This window comes from Pontibacter toksunensis (genome assembly GCF_042686245.1).
GTDB classification, from domain to species: Bacteria; Bacteroidota; Bacteroidia; order Cytophagales; family Hymenobacteraceae; genus Pontibacter; species Pontibacter toksunensis.
The window spans coordinates 64,507-80,055 of the sequence record NZ_JBHUOX010000025.1; the positions used below are offsets into that span (position 1 = coordinate 64,507).

Consider the following 15,549-nt stretch of genomic DNA (forward strand, 5'->3'; position numbering starts at 1 on the left):
GAAGGTACAGGTGCATCAAACAAAAGAAAGGCTACGGGGCGTTGGGCAGTATCCGGAACTGCGCAGCGAGAGAGGCAAAGCCAAGTCTGGCCTTTGCGGGCTTCCGGCTTAGGCGCGGGAAGGAATGATAGAACAGACTATACGCCAACAGGAGAAGCGGCAAGGCATGATCCGCCGCCGCAGCACCCGGTGGCACCGACTGCTCCAGCCAAGCTAAAGGATGACCTGCCACTTCCCCTGAAAGCTGCTCGATTGAGTTACCGGAAGGAACGCCAGGAGTAGTTGCCAGGAGCTGGTCCGCCCTGAGAGAGCCGCATGCACATAACATTGCAACCCACAGCAGCAGGCTACAGAAAACAGCTATATTGTTGCGGCTCTTCATCGTGTTGGTACTTACGCCGCTACGGATGTTGATTTACTCAGCATTCTGTTGCGGTAGCCATAAGGAAAATAGATGATAAGCCCATGTGCCATCGGAAGCATGTTCTTTCGGATTAAGAACTTTGCATAGATTTGTACTATTGTCAGTGCCATATGTATGTCTCTATCTGTTTAAGTTAAAACAGCTTCGCCGTTAATCCGCTGTCTTTGCTCCAGACTCCCCTGGGTCCAGGTAGTTGAGCAAGGGACAACACTACAACCAAGTGTGTTCCGTGAACGCGCAGCACAGTGTACCAGAGCAGCGTCACAGGCCATAGAGAGTTAGCAGGTGCGACCGGTTTCCCTACGATGTCTCCGTAGATGATGCCTTTGGATTTGTGCAGGCCTGCTGCCGTGACAGCCGGGACCCTGTATTGTAAGCTCATGTTCTGGATAGCTAATGGATTGTTAGTATGGGTTGGCCTATGGGATGGGGCTATATCCTGTCATTGCTGCTCTCCGGAACGCAGGCGCTGCCTGAGCACCGTGATGACAGGCGGGAGCAGCGAGGCTACTATAATGCCCAGCAACAGGAGCGAAAAATTTTCCCTAACTGCCGGCAGGTTGCCCAGCGTGTACCCAGCCAGGATAAAAAACAGCACCCAGAGCACCGCGCCCACCACATTGAATAAAAGGAACCTTCTGTAGTTCATTTTTCCTACGCCGGCCACAAAAGGAGCGAAGGTGCGCACAATTGGGACAAACCGGGCATAGATGATGGTCCGGCCGCCGTATTTCTCATAAAAACGCTGAGTATGTTCGATGTGCTTTCGCCGCAGGAACCAGAAATCCCGCAGATAGACCCGGTTGCCGATTTTACTGCCCGTGTAATAGTTAAAGGAATCTCCCAAAATGGCCGCCGCGCAGAGCAGCACCAACAGCAGCAGGACATTAAGCCCGGAAGTGGGAATGGCTGCCAGGGCCCCCAAGGCAAACAACAGAGAGTCACCTGGCAGGAATGGTGTCACCACCAGCCCAGTCTCACAGAAAACAATGAGGAAGAGAATCAGGTAGATCCAGGTGCTGTACTCCCGCAGGAGGTCCACCAGGTATAAATCAACATGTACTATAAAATCGAACAGCTGCTGTAGTAGCTCCATGCTTGAAACTATTAAATGGGTACAGAAAAGAGGAAACAGGCGCATGCGACTTGTCCCTGTCAGAAAGGGGAAGATGCTGCGCCGATAAGCATGAAAGTGGGAAAGGAACTAAGGGCCCTTTGTGAGTATGGTGTGCAGGTGGTCCTCTTTCGAGAAAGCGTAAAAAGCCGGTACGGCGGGAGAGATGAAATATTTCGGGTAAACCTGTTGAAGCAGCGTTCGGAACAGTTGGCCTAGCAGAGCCTTGTCCAGTTGCAAAATAGCCTCGGCGTCGCCTGAGGAAACCTCGCCCGCTGAGAGAGCCAGGGACACATCTTCTTTATCCATACCAACACTTTGTGTGGCAGCCTTGGCAGGAGTCGCATGGGTGATAACAGGCAGTGCAACTGTCAGGACACTGCACAGCAGGACAGCCAGCAGGACAGACAGCTTCTTTAGAAAAGATGCACCCCTTTTTATCATACAGCAAAGGAAGAAGGTAACTCAGACTAATGCAACAGTCCGGGGTTAATTATTTTAGTGTGGAAGAAAAAGAACCTTCTTATTTTATGACTGCTGCTAAAGCATGCAGACTTATGCTCAGGAAAAGCGCATGGTACGTTGCATAGCTCTTATCAGGCCGCGTCACATACTACTTCAGTTCTACTGGTATGAAGGCTCTCTACTATTTTCACAGCCAAAGCAAAGCCCATCACGAATCGTAGAAATTTATTCAGAGACAGGAAACCAACACACCCATACAACACTTAACTTACAGCCTCATTCCCTATCAACCCTCTTTTGCATGGTCCTTAATTATCTTTGGGCAGGTTTCTTCCTGATTGCCTTCTGCATTGCCTTATTCCAGCTTGTCTTTTTCCAGGATGTGGACATCTTCCAGGAGCTGGTCACCAGCACCTTCGACAACGCCAAGCTCGGCTTCGAGATATCGCTGGGCCTGACGGGGGTGATGACCCTGTGGCTGGGGCTCATGAAGGTGGGCGAGCGAGGCGGCATCATCGCCATCTTCGCCCGCATCGTCGGCCCCTTCTTCAACCGCCTCTTCCCCGACATCCCCAGGAACCACCCCGTGTTCGGCTCCATCCTGATGAACTTCTCTGCCAACATGCTTGGCCTGGACAACGCCGCCACGCCACTGGGCCTGAAAGCCATGAAAGAAATGCAGGAGCTCAACCCCAGTGAGGACACCGCCTCCAACCCCCAGATAATGTTCCTGGTGCTCAACACCTCCGGGCTGACCATCATCCCCATCAGCATCATGGTGTTCCGGGCGCAGCTGGGAGCGGCCGACCCTTCTGACATCTTCATTCCTATTCTGCTGGCTACCTTTTTTTCTACCATAACCGGCCTGATAGCCGTGGCGCTTTACCAGCGCATCAACCTGCTCAACCCTGTTATTCTGGCTTACCTGGGCACGCTGGGGCTGCTCATTGGCGGGCTTATCTACTACTTCAGCACCATCCCGCAGGAGCAGATTAGCGTCATCTCGATGGTGGCCAGTAACGTGATACTATTCACCATTATCGTCTCATTCATCACGCTGGCCCTGGTGCGGAGGGTGAACGTGTACGAGGCCTTTATTGAAGGTGCAAAAGAGGGTTTCTCCGTGGCCATCACCATCATCCCTTACTTAGTGGCCATCCTCGTGGCCATCGGGGTGTTCAGGGCCTCCGGCGCACTGGATATGCTGGTGGACGGGCTGGGCTTCCTCTTTGCCGCCGCGGGACTCAACACTGACTTTGTTCCGGCGCTGCCGGTGGCCTTCATGAAGCCTTTGAGCGGCAGCGGCGCGAGGGGCCTGATGGTGGAAGCCATGACCACTTACGGAGCCGACTCCTTTATCGGCCGCCTGGCCTCCGTCATCCAGGGCTCCACGGAGACTACTTTCTATGTGCTGGCTGTCTACTTTGGCTCTGTCGGTGTCCGTAAGACAAGGTACGCCCTTACCTGCGGTCTTATAGCAGACCTGGCGGGTATCATCGCCGCTATTTTCATCACCTATCTTTTCTTCCAGTAATGTTACGACGATGCTGCTGCGTTGCCTCACCACAACTGGAAGACTCACTTCTTCCCTTTTGTTAAAGCATTCACCTCCTAAGCCCTCCCCTAGGCATATGTCCTGGTGCGCTTTCTCCGAGCGCACCGCCTGCATGCTTTTATTCTGCTGCCTCTCCACCCGGCAACCTGCTGGCTGAGCCGTTCCTGCTCAGCATCGTATCGTTCAAGGATGTCCGGAAGGAACTCACGGAAAAGAGGAAGTAAGGAGGAGCGGTGACGCCAGCTAATGCGCTTCGGCTGGACGAAGGGGGCAGTACTAGAAAAGGCGGCATGTACTGTAGCAGGGGACTTCTCATTTTTATTTCTGTACCTGTACTTTAAATCAATGGGGGCAGGATGGAACAGGATAGTTACATACAAACGCTTCTATAGATTGTGTGGCTATTTTTATTTGTCTATGCAAGCAGTATTAGGCGTTATCTTCCATTTCATCGACGGCTTCGCTTTGGCAGCTTTCAGCCTCTCAGGAGCCCGCTGAGCAGAAGCAGGCAATACAACAACCGGTTTCCCTGGTGGCAAGTCCATTGCTGACAGGATTCCGGATAGTGAAACCACATCTTTCATTAAATTACAGCATAACATTTACCAAAATGATTGAGACAAAGTCTAAATTACAAAGCAAGGTAGACCAGGGTAAGATGGGGTCTTACCGATGGGTCGTTTGTGCCCTTCTTTTTTTTGCTACAACTATTAACTACCTGGACAGGCAGATCATTGGGCTACTGAAGCCTGCTTTGGAGGTGCAGTTTAACTGGACAGAAAGCGACTACAGCAGTATCGTCATGGCGTTCGCCGCCTCTTACGCCGTGGGGCTGCTTCTTTTCGGAAGGCTAATAGACACAATAGGGACTAAGCTAGGGTACTCTATTTCTATTGTGTTGTGGAGCCTTGCCGCCATGTTTCATGCCGCCGCCAGGAGCACTTTGGGCTTTGGCATAGCAAGGGCTGCGCTGGGATTAGGCGAGGCAGGCAACTTCCCGGCTGCCATAAAAACGGTTGCCGAGTGGTTCCCGAAGAAAGAGCGGGCGTTCGCCACCGGCATTTTCAACTCCGGCGCCAACATCGGTGCCGTTGTCGCTCCGATTCTGGTACCGTGGATGCTGGGCGTATACGGCTGGGAAATGGCCTTCATCGCGACTGGTGCTGTGGGTTTTGTGTGGCTGGCTTTCTGGTGGATATTATATGAGATACCTTCCCGGCAAAAGCGCCTGCAGAGAGCCGAGTACGACTACATTCATAGTGACAGTGACGCTTCCACGCCGGATGAAGTATCAGACACAACGCCGGTGAAATGGTCAAAGCTGCTGACTGTGCGGCAAACCTGGGCTTTTATCGCCGGTAAGTTCCTGACGGACCCCATCTGGTGGTTCTTCTTGTTCTGGTTGCCTTCTTACTTCAGCAGTGTCTTTAAACTGGACCTTTCGAAGCCAAGCCTGCACCTGGCGGTCGTGTATACTGCTACCACGGTCGGCAGTATTGGTGGCGGTTACCTCTCCTCCTATTTCATCAATAAAGGATGGCCTGTTTTCAAAGCACGTAAAACAGCGATGCTGATTATCGCGCTCTGTGTTGTCCCTATCATGGGAGCCCAGTTCACGACTGACCTATGGACGGTGGTGGGCCTGATCAGCCTGGCTGCCGCTGCGCATCAAGCCTGGAGCGCCAATATTTTCACAACAGCATCCGACATGTTTCCTAAAAGGGCTGTGAGCTCGGTGGTGGGAATCGGTGGCATGGCTGGCTCTCTGGGCGGTGTGCTGTTCCCCCTTTTTATAGGCCTCGTGCTGGACCACTACAAGGCCCTTGACAGGCTGGCTGGTGGCTACAATGTCATCTTTATTGTCTGCGGAAGTGCTTACCTGCTGGCTTGGCTTATCATGCACTTTATCACCCCACGCATGAAGCCTGTAAAGCTGTGAGAATGAAAAAGATAAAGTGGCGCAGGGTGTTAGAGATAAAGCTAATGAGGCTACACTCCTCTGTTCCTGTGACTTTGTGCATTCCCGTTATTTATAAGGGATTGCCTCCATATAGGTATGCCCCGTTTTTGTTACCGGCAGTACGTGGTGTCAGCGTATAAAAGCTGATGCCTGCTGTGTGGAAGGCTCCGGGGAGAAAACAGTTATTTTAGGGTCTTTACAACCGTTGGCTGCCTACTTGCAGGAGCAGGTAGTCCTCTTTGCAAAACGTACTGGTGCCATATGCCTGTATCACAGCACTAAAGTCAAACCCCATGAAATCTCTGCACTTGAAGGCAAGGGAGCCTACTCAGGTATCTTGAGGCTTAGCGAATGCTGTAATCTTTCAATAGCAAGGCCCAATATGTCATTTCAGTTCGTTACAAAAATGAAGAGAAAAAAGAGGTAAATTTAGTTAAGCATCCAGACTTATATGAGATGGGGGTTCTGATGAACTGCTGCAGGTGATTTCAGTTTCTCTTCCTTTCGTTATGCTACCTGCGTTTAGCAAAGTTATATTTACTATATTCACCCTATGAACAAGTGAACGAACGGCTCCAATGGCGTTAACAGAGCATTATTCAGATGAGTATGGGGTGGTTTCATATGACAGAGAAGGGAGACTAGTACAGGTCTGTTGGTTGCAGCATTGCAGCAGGCAGCCTCTGAGGAACGTGCTCGCCAAAGCACTACAGTGTGCCACTGCGCATCAACTAACGGCTTGGTTGTGTGATACACGTCAGCTGTATTACATTGACATAGCGGACCTGAACTGGATGTTGCAAAACCTGTTTCCGTACTTTGACATGCAAAAGCAACACCGAGTGGCATTGCTTGTAAACAAGAGCAACTTTGACCTGGTGGCTAATGTCCCATCAGAAAATGAGAATGCTTTTAACAGTGGGTTTGGCAGCTTCATAGATATGATCTACTTCTTAGATAAGGACGCTGCTGCGCAGTGGCTACTGGTTTGAGAGCTGCTGTAGAGTAGTACTGCTGGCGGAGGCAAACTGAAGGTTGTTTTTCCTGAGCTGAGATACGCTCTTACTTGGCAGTACATTTGCCCACTTTAGCCAATGAATTTGATTCACCTCACTTCTTTCCCCCTTTTTGTAAAAAATTTCCGTTATACCTGATAAAAGGGGGCTGACACAGGAAAGTCAAAATGATGGACCCCTCAGAGTTAGGTGCTGATGCTAAGCAAAATCGCTGAAGAGCCGCAGCTACACAGCTCACCGGATATCTCTTCCACTCATCCAATCGCATAGGAGAGACCGCTGCATCCTTTTGAAGGCGAAGATATATACACGTCTTTCCTTCAAAGTCAAATTGAACGCCTTGCTTAAATCTATTTATCAATAGCCTACAGTCTAATGTAGCAAGTTAAAGCCATGACTGTATCAGGTTTACAAGGGGAGACTATGTTCAGGCCTCTTTATGCATCCAGTCTCCTGCGCTTTCCACGTCAGGGAAGTTCTTCATCCACTGCTTTTGAACAAGAACTTTGCCTGTAGGTGCACCCGCTCTGCTACAGGTTAAAGGAAAATATCCTGTGGTACGACCACCGCAATACTGCGGAGCAGTGGGCCGCGCGTCCCACCTTCAGAACCTGGCCACCTATGTCAGGCCTACAGCCAAGAGAGATTTACCTTTTCTTCTTCACCTGTATGCTGTTACTTAGCTTTTGCCCCAGCTGTTGTGCCAACAGTCAGGAGAGCCCCTCTTCCCGGTATGACAAAGCGGTGTATCTGGTACAGCCCGCAGGTGCTTTCTAAAGTGTGGCCAGCAGCACCTGCTGAGGTTGCAGCAGGCGTCATAAAGTTATATATTAAACAACCAAAATATTTACTATCTTGCATACTTAAACATCCGCAAGAGCGTGTGCGACTTGTGTTCAAGACAAAACTAAATGGGGCAGCAAGCCCAATGCCTATGCCAGCCATTCCACACACAGCCATGACAAAGCAGGAACTTGAGGCGCGCATGCCGGATGTGGCGGCCGAGCTCACAGAGCGTGTGCAGCACAGGCTCGTCTCCATCAAGCCCCACGTTTCCATATACAACAACTCCACGGGGTATTGGGTGGAGTTTGAGATTCAGAGCGAAAGTGCCAGTGGGGTGCTGCTCACCTCCTATGACTTTATCTCGCATGTCAACTTTGAGAAGCGCACCATCCGCGGCCTGATGAAGGTCCCCAGCATTAAGTGCCTCAGGTAGTCAAAGCTAGACGACAGGGGTCGTAGACTGGTAAGCATATAGAGCAGGTATTCTCCCACTTGAGTCAGGTTTTAATATATAGCATACTTTCTTCCGGGAGCGTACCCTCATCTGCACCACTGACAAAGTAGCCGCCAACAAATATGCCGGCCCCGGCGCTTACTGCGCTTGCCCCTGACATATATTCCAACATGCTACTGCCTGTCGTAGAAAAGCCTTTTATAACTGTGCCCCGACCCGCTATTCTTTAACTTTGGACTTCACTTTATTCTCGTGTATGTGCTACTTCCTTGCACAGTATCCGCAGCTACATTCATGTGAAAGACACTTTCTACAGGAAGCTTTCCTAATATTCTTGCAACTTACTTTTACCCTCTAAGCTTCTACATTTGTTAGGAATATGTCTTTGATTGGCGTATGCCATCGCTCATACGTTGGAATCAAGCTCCGCCACTGGTAAAGCACTTTTTTAAGACCCAAGAATCCCTGGTCGATTTTTCCTGCCTTTAGGTTGCTGACGTGTATGTTCCGCACAAATTCACCTCTGTGCTAGTTGGTTTTGATGAAAACAAGATGGTTTAGATTTGCACCGTCCAATACGGTGCAAATGTCCTAATATATTTTTCACACCGCCTGAGAGTTCACTGCCAATAGCTATCAATTGATAACCTTTTCTGGCAGTACAATTTTCATTTTGGGAACTCTCTTCATATCCTCACCAAGGTAGAAACTCAGATGAGGCGGCTGATTGTAAGCAACATTCTGCCAGGCGATACTGAGCCTGTACTGCGGATCGTGCATGAGCGTATGAAGACGATGATTTGTAGGAATGACGGTCGTATAAACGCGGAGCTCGTTGGGGCCTGCACTCAGGATGAACTCTTCCCGCCAGTCGCCGAACAGGTCGGCTGTCAGATTCGGACTCCCTCTTCCGTTGCCTCTTTCTTCGCTTGCCGTGAAAATAGTGCCGCCTTTGTATTTACTGACCTTGCCGCCGCCTATTAATTCACGGGTCAAATCGCCATCCCACCAGATTAACCAGGAGGCTGAGGGGGTAGGTCCTATTCTAGTCCCTTTCATAGAATGCAGGCCCTCAGAGCCTGACCACCACATCTCTGCGCCAGGATTGTCGGGGTCTATATTTTCTGCCACTCCTGCTCCAACATCCGTGTCAATGGCGCCTTTAAAGTATACTTCTCCTGTACGGGCACTATAGACAGCCACTCCGGGGCCTGCATCTTTCACATATCCCGAGTCGCCTTTCGAATGGTCTTCTATTTCATGAGGGCCAAACACTTCCAGGCCGGGGCGGTCCAGGTCCAGGTCACTCACATGGAGGGCATCCCCATGGCGGAAGCCGGTAGAGAACATACCTTTTCCGTTGTCGTCCACCACCATAGCGCCATAAACAATTTCATCTTTCCCATCGTCATCCACGTCAGCAACGGTCAGATTATGGTTTCCCTGGCCGGAGAAAGGGTTATTGCCATCTTTGGTGTCAAACACCCAGCGGGAGGTTAATTTTCCAACTCTGTAATCCCAGGCGGCGAGCACTGTCCGGCCGTAATAGCCGCGGGCCATCACCACGCTCGGCAACTGACCGTCGAGGTAGGCGGCGCAGGCCAGGAACCGGTCTACCCGGTTTCCGGTGTTGTCATTCCCCCCGTTTCCGCCGGGACCGCCCCAGCCATCGGTAGGATAGCGGGAGGGGATATAGTCCGTAGTGGCAAGCGCAGCTCCGGTCTGGCCATCGAATACCGTAAAGAACTCTGGCCCGTCCAGTACTTTACCCAAGGTATTGGGCTGTTTGCTGCGGTAATCTTTCGTGGAGTCTCCAATCACCTGTCCCTTGCCATCTATAGTACCATCGGCAGCTTTCATGGCAACTTCGGCCTTACCGTCGCCATCCATGTCAATCACTATAAATTGGGTATAGTGTTCGCCTTCGCGGATGTTGCGGCCCAGGTCAATGGTCCACAGCAGTGTTCCGTCGAGCTTGTAGGCTTGTATGATGGGTTTGTCGGTATACCCATTAAAGGAGTTGTCAAGTCCTTTGCCCACCTGGTGGAGCACAAGCTCGTACCGGCCATCACCATCCAGGTCTCCGGCTGAAGCGTCGTGCGGCCTGTACCCCGCAGGCGTCTTTAGCGGAATGGACAGGTATTGGGCTACCGGTGCGTTGGCGGGGATGATAAAAGGCTTACTACCGGTCGTTTCTTTGCCTTTCATGAGGGCTTTCACGGTGTAGGCGGTGTTTTGCGTCAGGTCCGCTTTAGTGTCAGTAAAGTTCGTGCCGCCGGTGATGGGATGCGGGTTAAGCTTTACAGGTTTCCCTGAGCCTGTTGTGCGGTAGAGGTTGAAAGGAAGGTTTTCTGGTTCGGTTGCTAACACACGCCAGCTAATGAAAACAGCATCAGGCTTGTGCCGGACCGCTACCACCCCACGGTCCAGGTTCTCCATGACACGCTGACCGTAAACCGAGGTGGTGAAGCAAAAAAAGAACAGGGATAGAATCAGATTTTTCATACGCTATGCTTAGAAATGAAGGTGTTGACGCAGCTCCGAGGCCAGCCACAACGGGTGGAATAAGGTCCGGGGCAGCTAATCGCATCAAAAGGCTTCTGCAGCTCAAGCCAAAATCACTTCGCTGGTCTTAGCGTTCCGCTACGCCCTACGTAATTTAAGAAATAATATTGGCGAAACGCCAACACCAGGCAAGCAAACCTAAAAAGCCGGCTAAGAAGAGCGCCGAGTTCGTTCAGCCGGCGAAGCTAAAGACTTAATTATACTCAGATAACTTTCTCCTTATTAACGGTTACGTTCTTCAGTTTAGATTTCTCTATAATGGAAGTATCTATGTCAGGGAATTTTGCTGCTGTTACATCTATATTTTCAAATGTAAAGCCTGACATCTTATAGCCGAAGCCTTGAGCAGACAGCAAAATATTTCAGTGTCTGCCCCTACATTTGTGTGAGCACTAGAGAGAAATTGCTGATTTCGTCGCTGCCTTTTAGCCTGTCGCCTACTTTCAGATACAGGTGCATGCTTTTTTACAAAAGAGCGAGCCACTCAGGAAGGTTCCTTTGGGAATGATAACCACGCCGCCGTCCCCATGGTCTTTGTCTATAACTTCCTGTATGTCTTATGTCAGAATCACCGTACTGTCTTTTGTAAAAATCGAAGTCTGTGATACAGTAATGTTTTTATTATTCGAATCCCTATTTCTGTTTTGACGGAACCAATAAATAATAGTGTTCCATCCAAGAATACTTCCTTTGCCACGGATATAAGATGCAGCGCAATTGAAAGCATGAGCAGCAGTGTGAGCCTGAAATTTTGTGCAATGTTCAGATTTCAGTCCATTAGGACTGCATATATCAAAGACCTATCTGATGTCCTGAAAAATTGAGCAAATCTAAAAAATCAGATAAGAACTGCCAGCTTCCCTCTTTAGCACCTTTTAGAAGCAGAGAAGAACTACCGTCAAAGCATCAACCTTATACTGCTCCTCTTTATCTACTATCAGAATAGTTAATGTTAACTGCTAAACCACAGTGGGAAATGTTCTAGATTCACAGATTTCCTTTACTAATGGTCAATTTCTGAAAAGCTAAACCTACTTCGCTGCTTGTTTTCTAAACGAGGAAACTTTTTTGTATGACAACTACAGAAGGTTTTCCTTTATCCAGTCCAGGATTTGGTGACGGGTTGTAAGGGATATCCAGTGCTCGTTCACAGGGGTAATCAGGGCTTCTTTTTTACTTTTCAAGGTGTTGTACACGATGTAGCTGGTAGTAGGGGGGCAAACATCATCGTTGTATCCCCAGGTCATAAAGACAGGTACTTTAACAAGCTTCGCAAAATTCACAACATCGTAGTACTCCAGTGTCTTCAGCTTTTCCGGGGTATCCATGCCGTCGAACCTGGTGAAAAGGTGCGGATAGCCGCCGGCCCTGTTGGCTTTGTACCCGGCCATGTCGCTCAATGCGGGATGGTTGGCTGCGCAAGCGGTAACCCTGGAGTCAAGCCCTGCGGTTACCAGGGCCAGGGCACCCCCTTGGCTCCCTCCCTGCGCAATCACGTTTTTCCCGTCCCACTCCGGCAGCGATGTGAGATAGTCTATGGCGCGTACGCAGGCCAGGTAAACTTTCTTCATGTAGTAGGAGTCTCTGCTTTCCAGACCAGTCACCAGATAGCTGTTATTGCCGCTTCCAAAGGCCTGGCTGATTTCTTTATAAGTTGCCTCATCCAAGTCCGGCCGTATGCCGTGTATCTCCATGTCGAAGCGGATGAAGCCGCTTTCAGCGTAGAAGATGTCCTTTAAGGGGTTCATGGATTTGATGCCTGCGCCCGGAGGGGCAAACACCACCGGGTACTTCCCCTTCTTTTTAGGAACTGTCAGGTAGCCGTACACAAAGTTCCCTTTCCGGAACGCCTGCAGCTTTACAAGGTAGCAGTCCACTTTATCGCTTGAATAGGCCGGGACAAAGACTCTGGTTACTTCCATGGGGCAGTTGGCGGCCTCTTCTTTCGCTTTCTCCCAGAAGCTGGTAAAGTCACCTGGGAACTGAGTGTAGGGCGTGAGCTTTTCCGGCTCAAACCCTACCTTTATATGGTGCCTGTACTCCTCCCCGTTGAGTTTTACCTGTAGCCGGCAATCCTTAAAGCCGGGTTTGGACATGGTGCCCAGCGAAATAACTGCTTTCCCATTCTTTAGCATGGCTGTCCCTGTTTTCTCACTCGGCATCAGTTCAGGGCCGATGCTGTAGCTTACCTCAACATTGTCCTGCAGCACGCCATACTCATATAGCGACACGGTTACTTTTGCCTCCTCTTTCAGCTTATACAGCCAATTGGTGTTACTGGGGGTGGTTACCCACAGCACATTGCTTTGATAGGGGTAATTCTGCGCATCAGCGGTATAGACAGCCAGAAAGCAGTATATAAGTAACAGGATTTTCTTCATGATCGATGAAGTGTAAAAAGTATATGCTGATTTCAATTTATATTAAAAGAGCCGCCGTATGTGACTTTTTCTTTGAGTGAAAGGGAAAGGTGCTTCATAGCGCTTAAATGTGCCGGTATTCATTAATCCTGTTCTCCTTCCATGTCAAGTGCGGTATTCTGAACAAATTTCACTTTCTATACAATGATAATGCTCAGCGCACGGCCATGGGGTTCCAGTTGCTAAGTATGTTATGCGGGGTATATGCCTTTACCTCCTTCGCATTCAGCTGTTTCGACCAGTTTATTCTGGCCACCGGATTTGCTCCGGGACCTTTAGAAGCATACTCTGCATAAAATGCGGTTTTTTCTTTGTCCGGGAACATTTCATCCCCTTTCCAAGGATCCCAGCCCTGCGGTAAGATATGTTGTCCCATGTGGGTTCTGATAAAAACTGTTTTAGCATACGGTCTCCAGGGCCTTCCTAGGTATACCTTCTCCACAGAAGGAGCAGCAATCAGGGTGCAGTCAATAAAAACATAGCCAAATTCATGACCGGGTCTGGTAGAAGCAGCAGTGATGTAAGCATCTGCCAGGCTTTTGATCGTACAGTTCTGAAATACAGCAGTGGCCTCTCCAAAAATAAAGTCTACCGTTCCTTCAATATAGCAGTCCTGGTAAAACTGGCGGCTGTTTTCAGTGGCTGTATAGAGGGTGTCCTGATTTCCCAGCAACCTACAGTTCCTTACCACTACGCGATCTCCTTCTACATGGAGGGCTACTGCCTGCCCTACTTTTCCGGCTGTATTTTCAATCGTTAAGTTCTCCAGTACGATGTCATTCCCCTGTACTAATACCGTATGCGACGTGTAGGTACTGTATTTCTCCAGGCCAACCTCATCTGCCCCTCCGGGTATCTTTTTCCCTGAAAAATCATTCCCGGTAATAATAGTGCTCTCCGGGCTTTCACCTGTTATGGTGAGATTGGTTTTCCATGAAGGAATCACCAGTTTTTCATGATAGGTACCGCTTTTTATAAGAATAGTCACTCGTTTGTGCCCCAGATCCCGAACAGAGTTCACTGCTTCCTGAATGGTGGTATAATTACCGCTGCCATCCTGGGCAACGGTAAGCATGGACGGATAAGATTGTTGTGCAAAGGTATTTTGAACAAAAAGATAAATCAAAAGAATTATGAATATAGAATGCTTCATCATAGATCGATTCTTTAAAAGAAGTTTTACTTGTATAGCTTTAAATTATTTTGATTTAGCAATACTGTATAAAAAACGTTACTGTATGCAATGTAATGAGGCAATATTGCCAATTGCTAAATATAGAGTTTATAGAGCAGATAGCATATAGCCAAGCGGTGGTTTTACCATGACCTGGAGAAGGAGAGGGTGTTTCTCAGCAGCTTGGAGCATCTCTGGCGGAGGGTGTTTTTGAGTCGCTCTTAATTAAATATATAAAGCCATTGAATCCTTTTTTGCAAAGCTTCTAAAGATGTTCTTTACATGGTTCAATCCTAGGCTTATTGAAGCTTGCGAAGCATCATCCCGGACCTGTACCAATTGTTCCCTCGCCCGGAGTCGATGCCCAACCCGTCAGCTACCGATACTATTTTATTTACAGTCTTATTAACTTTTACACAGGAAAAGCGCGCTTTCACATTAGAAAGAGAAGCGTTTAAATGTAATATATTTATTTAAGTCTTGCATTTTATAACCAAAATTAAAAAAATGAGTTTAATTAAAATCTAATTTAAAGTTTAAAAGATACCATTCCCATGAATTTGTTAAAAATGCTTTGAACTGAATACTTGTATGGAGTAGGTTTTGCCTTGCGTGATTCAGCTTTTTGTTCACTCCTTGCCTACCAACTGCATAGGTAGTTTCAACTAAGGTTTATCTCTTGTAGCGCATACTATACGGCAGGATACTAAAGCTTTTATGGGCTCCGGTGCTTTAGATACATCTGGCATACACAATATTTATATGATAGTACAAACACTGTTGTCCCTCTTGTCCTCATTTTGAGCGGCATTAAGTCTAAAGTCCGATCAGCCTGTTGGCTACTCAAACTTCTGCTCCACTTTCCCGCTTCCGGTGTTTTTTCTTTTTAATTAATCTTCCTCTCATGATACACCATTACAAACTTACAGGGCTTGCTGCATCCCAATTTCAATGTTTAACCACTGTAAGCTGGAATAGCTTCTGTGGCCGTAGCGCATCGACCCGCACAAACAGCAGACGTCTGAAAGCAAGCCGGTTCATCCGACTTCTGAAGGCCGTCCTCCCCCTGCTTCTCTTCTTTGTTTGCACCGGCAGGCAATTGGTTCAAGCCCAGACACCGCCCAGCGGCTTCTCTTCCGTTAGGGTGTCTTCACAATGGAATGAGGCGGTGGGGCTGGCGTTTAACAGTACGGGCAGCCAGATGTTTGTGTGGGAAAGGCGCGGAAGAGTGTGGGTGGTGGAGAGTGGCCAGAAAAAGCTCTTCATCGACATCAGCGAAGAGGTCGGAGGCTGGCGGGACTTCGGCCTGCTCGGCTTTGCCCTGCATCCGCAGTTCGAGACCAACGGCCACTTCTACCTGCTCTACACCGTGGACAGGCACCACCTGATGCACCATGGCACCGCTGGCTACAGCGCCACGACGAACGAGTACTTCAGCGCCACCATTGGAAGGCTCACCCGCTACACGGCCTCCAGGACGGCTTCGGGCTACAGCATCAACACCGCCAGCCGCAAAATCCTGCTCGGGGCCACCAGGTCTACCGGCATTCCGGTGCTGCACGAGAGCCATGGCGTGGGCTCGCTGGTTTTCGGCACCGACGGCACCCTGCTCGTCT

14 protein-coding genes are annotated in these 15,549 nt (G+C 49.3%); 5 read left to right on the forward strand and 9 right to left on the reverse strand.

What is annotated here, in order from left to right; translation table 11 throughout:
• Nucleotides 1-31: 31 nt before the first annotated feature.
• The 5 genes from ACFS7Z_RS22860 to ACFS7Z_RS22880 form a co-directional block, all read right to left on the reverse strand.
• On the reverse strand, nucleotides 32-382 hold the full coding sequence (locus tag ACFS7Z_RS22860; protein WP_377490119.1) for a hypothetical protein: 351 nt from the start codon (nucleotides 380-382) through the stop codon (nucleotides 32-34).
• Nucleotides 383-393: 11 nt separating this feature from the next.
• Entirely contained in the window at nucleotides 394-534 is a 141-nt protein-coding gene (locus ACFS7Z_RS22865; RefSeq protein WP_377490122.1) for a hypothetical protein, read from the reverse strand.
• Nucleotides 535-557: 23 nt separating this feature from the next.
• Nucleotides 558-806 carry a hypothetical protein gene (locus ACFS7Z_RS22870; RefSeq protein ID WP_377490125.1) on the reverse strand — a complete coding sequence of 83 codons (249 nt, stop codon included), beginning with the start codon at nucleotides 804-806 and terminating at the stop codon, nucleotides 558-560.
• Nucleotides 807-866: 60 nt separating this feature from the next.
• On the reverse strand, nucleotides 867-1,520 hold the full coding sequence (locus ACFS7Z_RS22875; protein ID WP_377490128.1) for a DedA family protein: 654 nt from the start codon (nucleotides 1,518-1,520) through the stop codon (nucleotides 867-869).
• 108 nt (nucleotides 1,521-1,628) lie between these two features.
• Nucleotides 1,629-1,982: a hypothetical protein gene (locus tag ACFS7Z_RS22880; RefSeq protein WP_377490131.1), complete on the reverse strand. Its 354-nt coding sequence runs from the start codon at nucleotides 1,980-1,982 to the stop codon at nucleotides 1,629-1,631.
• A 322-nt stretch (nucleotides 1,983-2,304) separates the two neighbouring features.
• Here ACFS7Z_RS22880 and ACFS7Z_RS22885 point away from each other — a divergent pair, with 322 nt between their 5' ends.
• Nucleotides 2,305-3,537 carry a nucleoside recognition domain-containing protein gene (locus ACFS7Z_RS22885; protein WP_377490134.1) on the forward strand — a complete coding sequence of 411 codons (1,233 nt, stop codon included), beginning with the start codon at nucleotides 2,305-2,307 and terminating at the stop codon, nucleotides 3,535-3,537.
• Nucleotides 3,538-3,676: 139 nt separating this feature from the next.
• On the opposite strand, the gene ACFS7Z_RS22890 is transcribed toward ACFS7Z_RS22885, so the two are convergent.
• Nucleotides 3,677-3,874: a hypothetical protein gene (locus ACFS7Z_RS22890; RefSeq protein ID WP_377490137.1), complete on the reverse strand. Its 198-nt coding sequence runs from the start codon at nucleotides 3,872-3,874 to the stop codon at nucleotides 3,677-3,679.
• Nucleotides 3,875-4,168: 294 nt separating this feature from the next.
• Between ACFS7Z_RS22890 and ACFS7Z_RS22895 the strand changes: the two genes are divergently transcribed.
• The 3 genes from ACFS7Z_RS22895 (at nucleotide 4,169) to ACFS7Z_RS22905 (ending at nucleotide 7,753) form a co-directional block, all read left to right on the forward strand.
• Nucleotides 4,169-5,497, forward strand: coding sequence for an MFS transporter (locus ACFS7Z_RS22895; RefSeq protein ID WP_377490139.1), 1,329 nt, complete (start codon nucleotides 4,169-4,171; stop codon nucleotides 5,495-5,497).
• Between the two features lie 599 nt (nucleotides 5,498-6,096).
• Nucleotides 6,097-6,510: a hypothetical protein gene (locus ACFS7Z_RS22900; RefSeq protein ID WP_377490142.1), complete on the forward strand. Its 414-nt coding sequence runs from the start codon at nucleotides 6,097-6,099 to the stop codon at nucleotides 6,508-6,510.
• A gap of 958 nt (nucleotides 6,511-7,468) precedes the next feature.
• Nucleotides 7,469-7,753, forward strand: a complete 285-nt coding sequence (locus ACFS7Z_RS22905; RefSeq protein ID WP_377490145.1) for a hypothetical protein — start codon at nucleotides 7,469-7,471, stop codon at nucleotides 7,751-7,753.
• A 657-nt stretch (nucleotides 7,754-8,410) separates the two neighbouring features.
• On the opposite strand, the gene ACFS7Z_RS22910 is transcribed toward ACFS7Z_RS22905, so the two are convergent.
• The 3 genes from ACFS7Z_RS22910 to ACFS7Z_RS22920 all read right to left on the reverse strand — a co-directional run bounded on the left by ACFS7Z_RS22910 (nucleotide 8,411) and on the right by ACFS7Z_RS22920 (nucleotide 13,915).
• Nucleotides 8,411-10,279 carry a rhamnogalacturonan lyase gene (locus ACFS7Z_RS22910; RefSeq protein ID WP_377490148.1) on the reverse strand — a complete coding sequence of 623 codons (1,869 nt, stop codon included), beginning with the start codon at nucleotides 10,277-10,279 and terminating at the stop codon, nucleotides 8,411-8,413.
• Between the two features lie 1,139 nt (nucleotides 10,280-11,418).
• Nucleotides 11,419-12,720, reverse strand: a complete 1,302-nt coding sequence (locus ACFS7Z_RS22915) for an acetylxylan esterase (protein ID WP_377490151.1) — start codon at nucleotides 12,718-12,720, stop codon at nucleotides 11,419-11,421.
• 193 nt (nucleotides 12,721-12,913) lie between these two features.
• A complete protein-coding gene (locus ACFS7Z_RS22920; RefSeq protein ID WP_377490154.1) occupies nucleotides 12,914-13,915 on the reverse strand; it encodes a pectinesterase family protein in 1,002 nt (333 codons plus the stop codon).
• 922 nt (nucleotides 13,916-14,837) lie between these two features.
• On the opposite strand from ACFS7Z_RS22920, the gene ACFS7Z_RS22925 reads away from it, so the two are divergent.
• The coding region (locus ACFS7Z_RS22925) for a PQQ-dependent sugar dehydrogenase (RefSeq protein WP_377490157.1) at nucleotides 14,838-15,549 on the forward strand (712 nt) is incomplete at its 3' end.

What these genes read in the sequence shown, in the direction of transcription:
- ACFS7Z_RS22915 (WP_377490151.1), bottom strand. Translation starts at nt 12,720, where the DNA reads ATGAAGAAAATCCTGTTACTTATATACTGCTTTCTGGCTGTCTATACC.
- ACFS7Z_RS22865 (WP_377490122.1), bottom strand. Translation starts at nt 534, where the DNA reads ATGGCACTGACAATAGTACAAATCTATGCAAAGTTCTTAATCCGAAAG.
- ACFS7Z_RS22900 (WP_377490142.1), top strand. Translation starts at nt 6,097, where the DNA reads ATGGCGTTAACAGAGCATTATTCAGATGAGTATGGGGTGGTTTCATAT.
- ACFS7Z_RS22895 (WP_377490139.1), top strand. Translation starts at nt 4,169, where the DNA reads ATGATTGAGACAAAGTCTAAATTACAAAGCAAGGTAGACCAGGGTAAG.
- ACFS7Z_RS22920 (WP_377490154.1), bottom strand. Translation starts at nt 13,915, where the DNA reads ATGATGAAGCATTCTATATTCATAATTCTTTTGATTTATCTTTTTGTT.
- ACFS7Z_RS22880 (WP_377490131.1), bottom strand. Translation starts at nt 1,982, where the DNA reads ATGATAAAAAGGGGTGCATCTTTTCTAAAGAAGCTGTCTGTCCTGCTG.
- ACFS7Z_RS22870 (WP_377490125.1), bottom strand. Translation starts at nt 806, where the DNA reads ATGAGCTTACAATACAGGGTCCCGGCTGTCACGGCAGCAGGCCTGCAC.
- ACFS7Z_RS22905 (WP_377490145.1), top strand. Translation starts at nt 7,469, where the DNA reads ATGCCAGCCATTCCACACACAGCCATGACAAAGCAGGAACTTGAGGCG.
- ACFS7Z_RS22885 (WP_377490134.1), top strand. Translation starts at nt 2,305, where the DNA reads ATGGTCCTTAATTATCTTTGGGCAGGTTTCTTCCTGATTGCCTTCTGC.
- ACFS7Z_RS22890 (WP_377490137.1), bottom strand. Translation starts at nt 3,874, where the DNA reads ATGAGAAGTCCCCTGCTACAGTACATGCCGCCTTTTCTAGTACTGCCC.
- ACFS7Z_RS22875 (WP_377490128.1), bottom strand. Translation starts at nt 1,520, where the DNA reads ATGGAGCTACTACAGCAGCTGTTCGATTTTATAGTACATGTTGATTTA.
- ACFS7Z_RS22860 (WP_377490119.1), bottom strand. Translation starts at nt 382, where the DNA reads ATGAAGAGCCGCAACAATATAGCTGTTTTCTGTAGCCTGCTGCTGTGG.
- ACFS7Z_RS22910 (WP_377490148.1), bottom strand. Translation starts at nt 10,279, where the DNA reads ATGAAAAATCTGATTCTATCCCTGTTCTTTTTTTGCTTCACCACCTCG.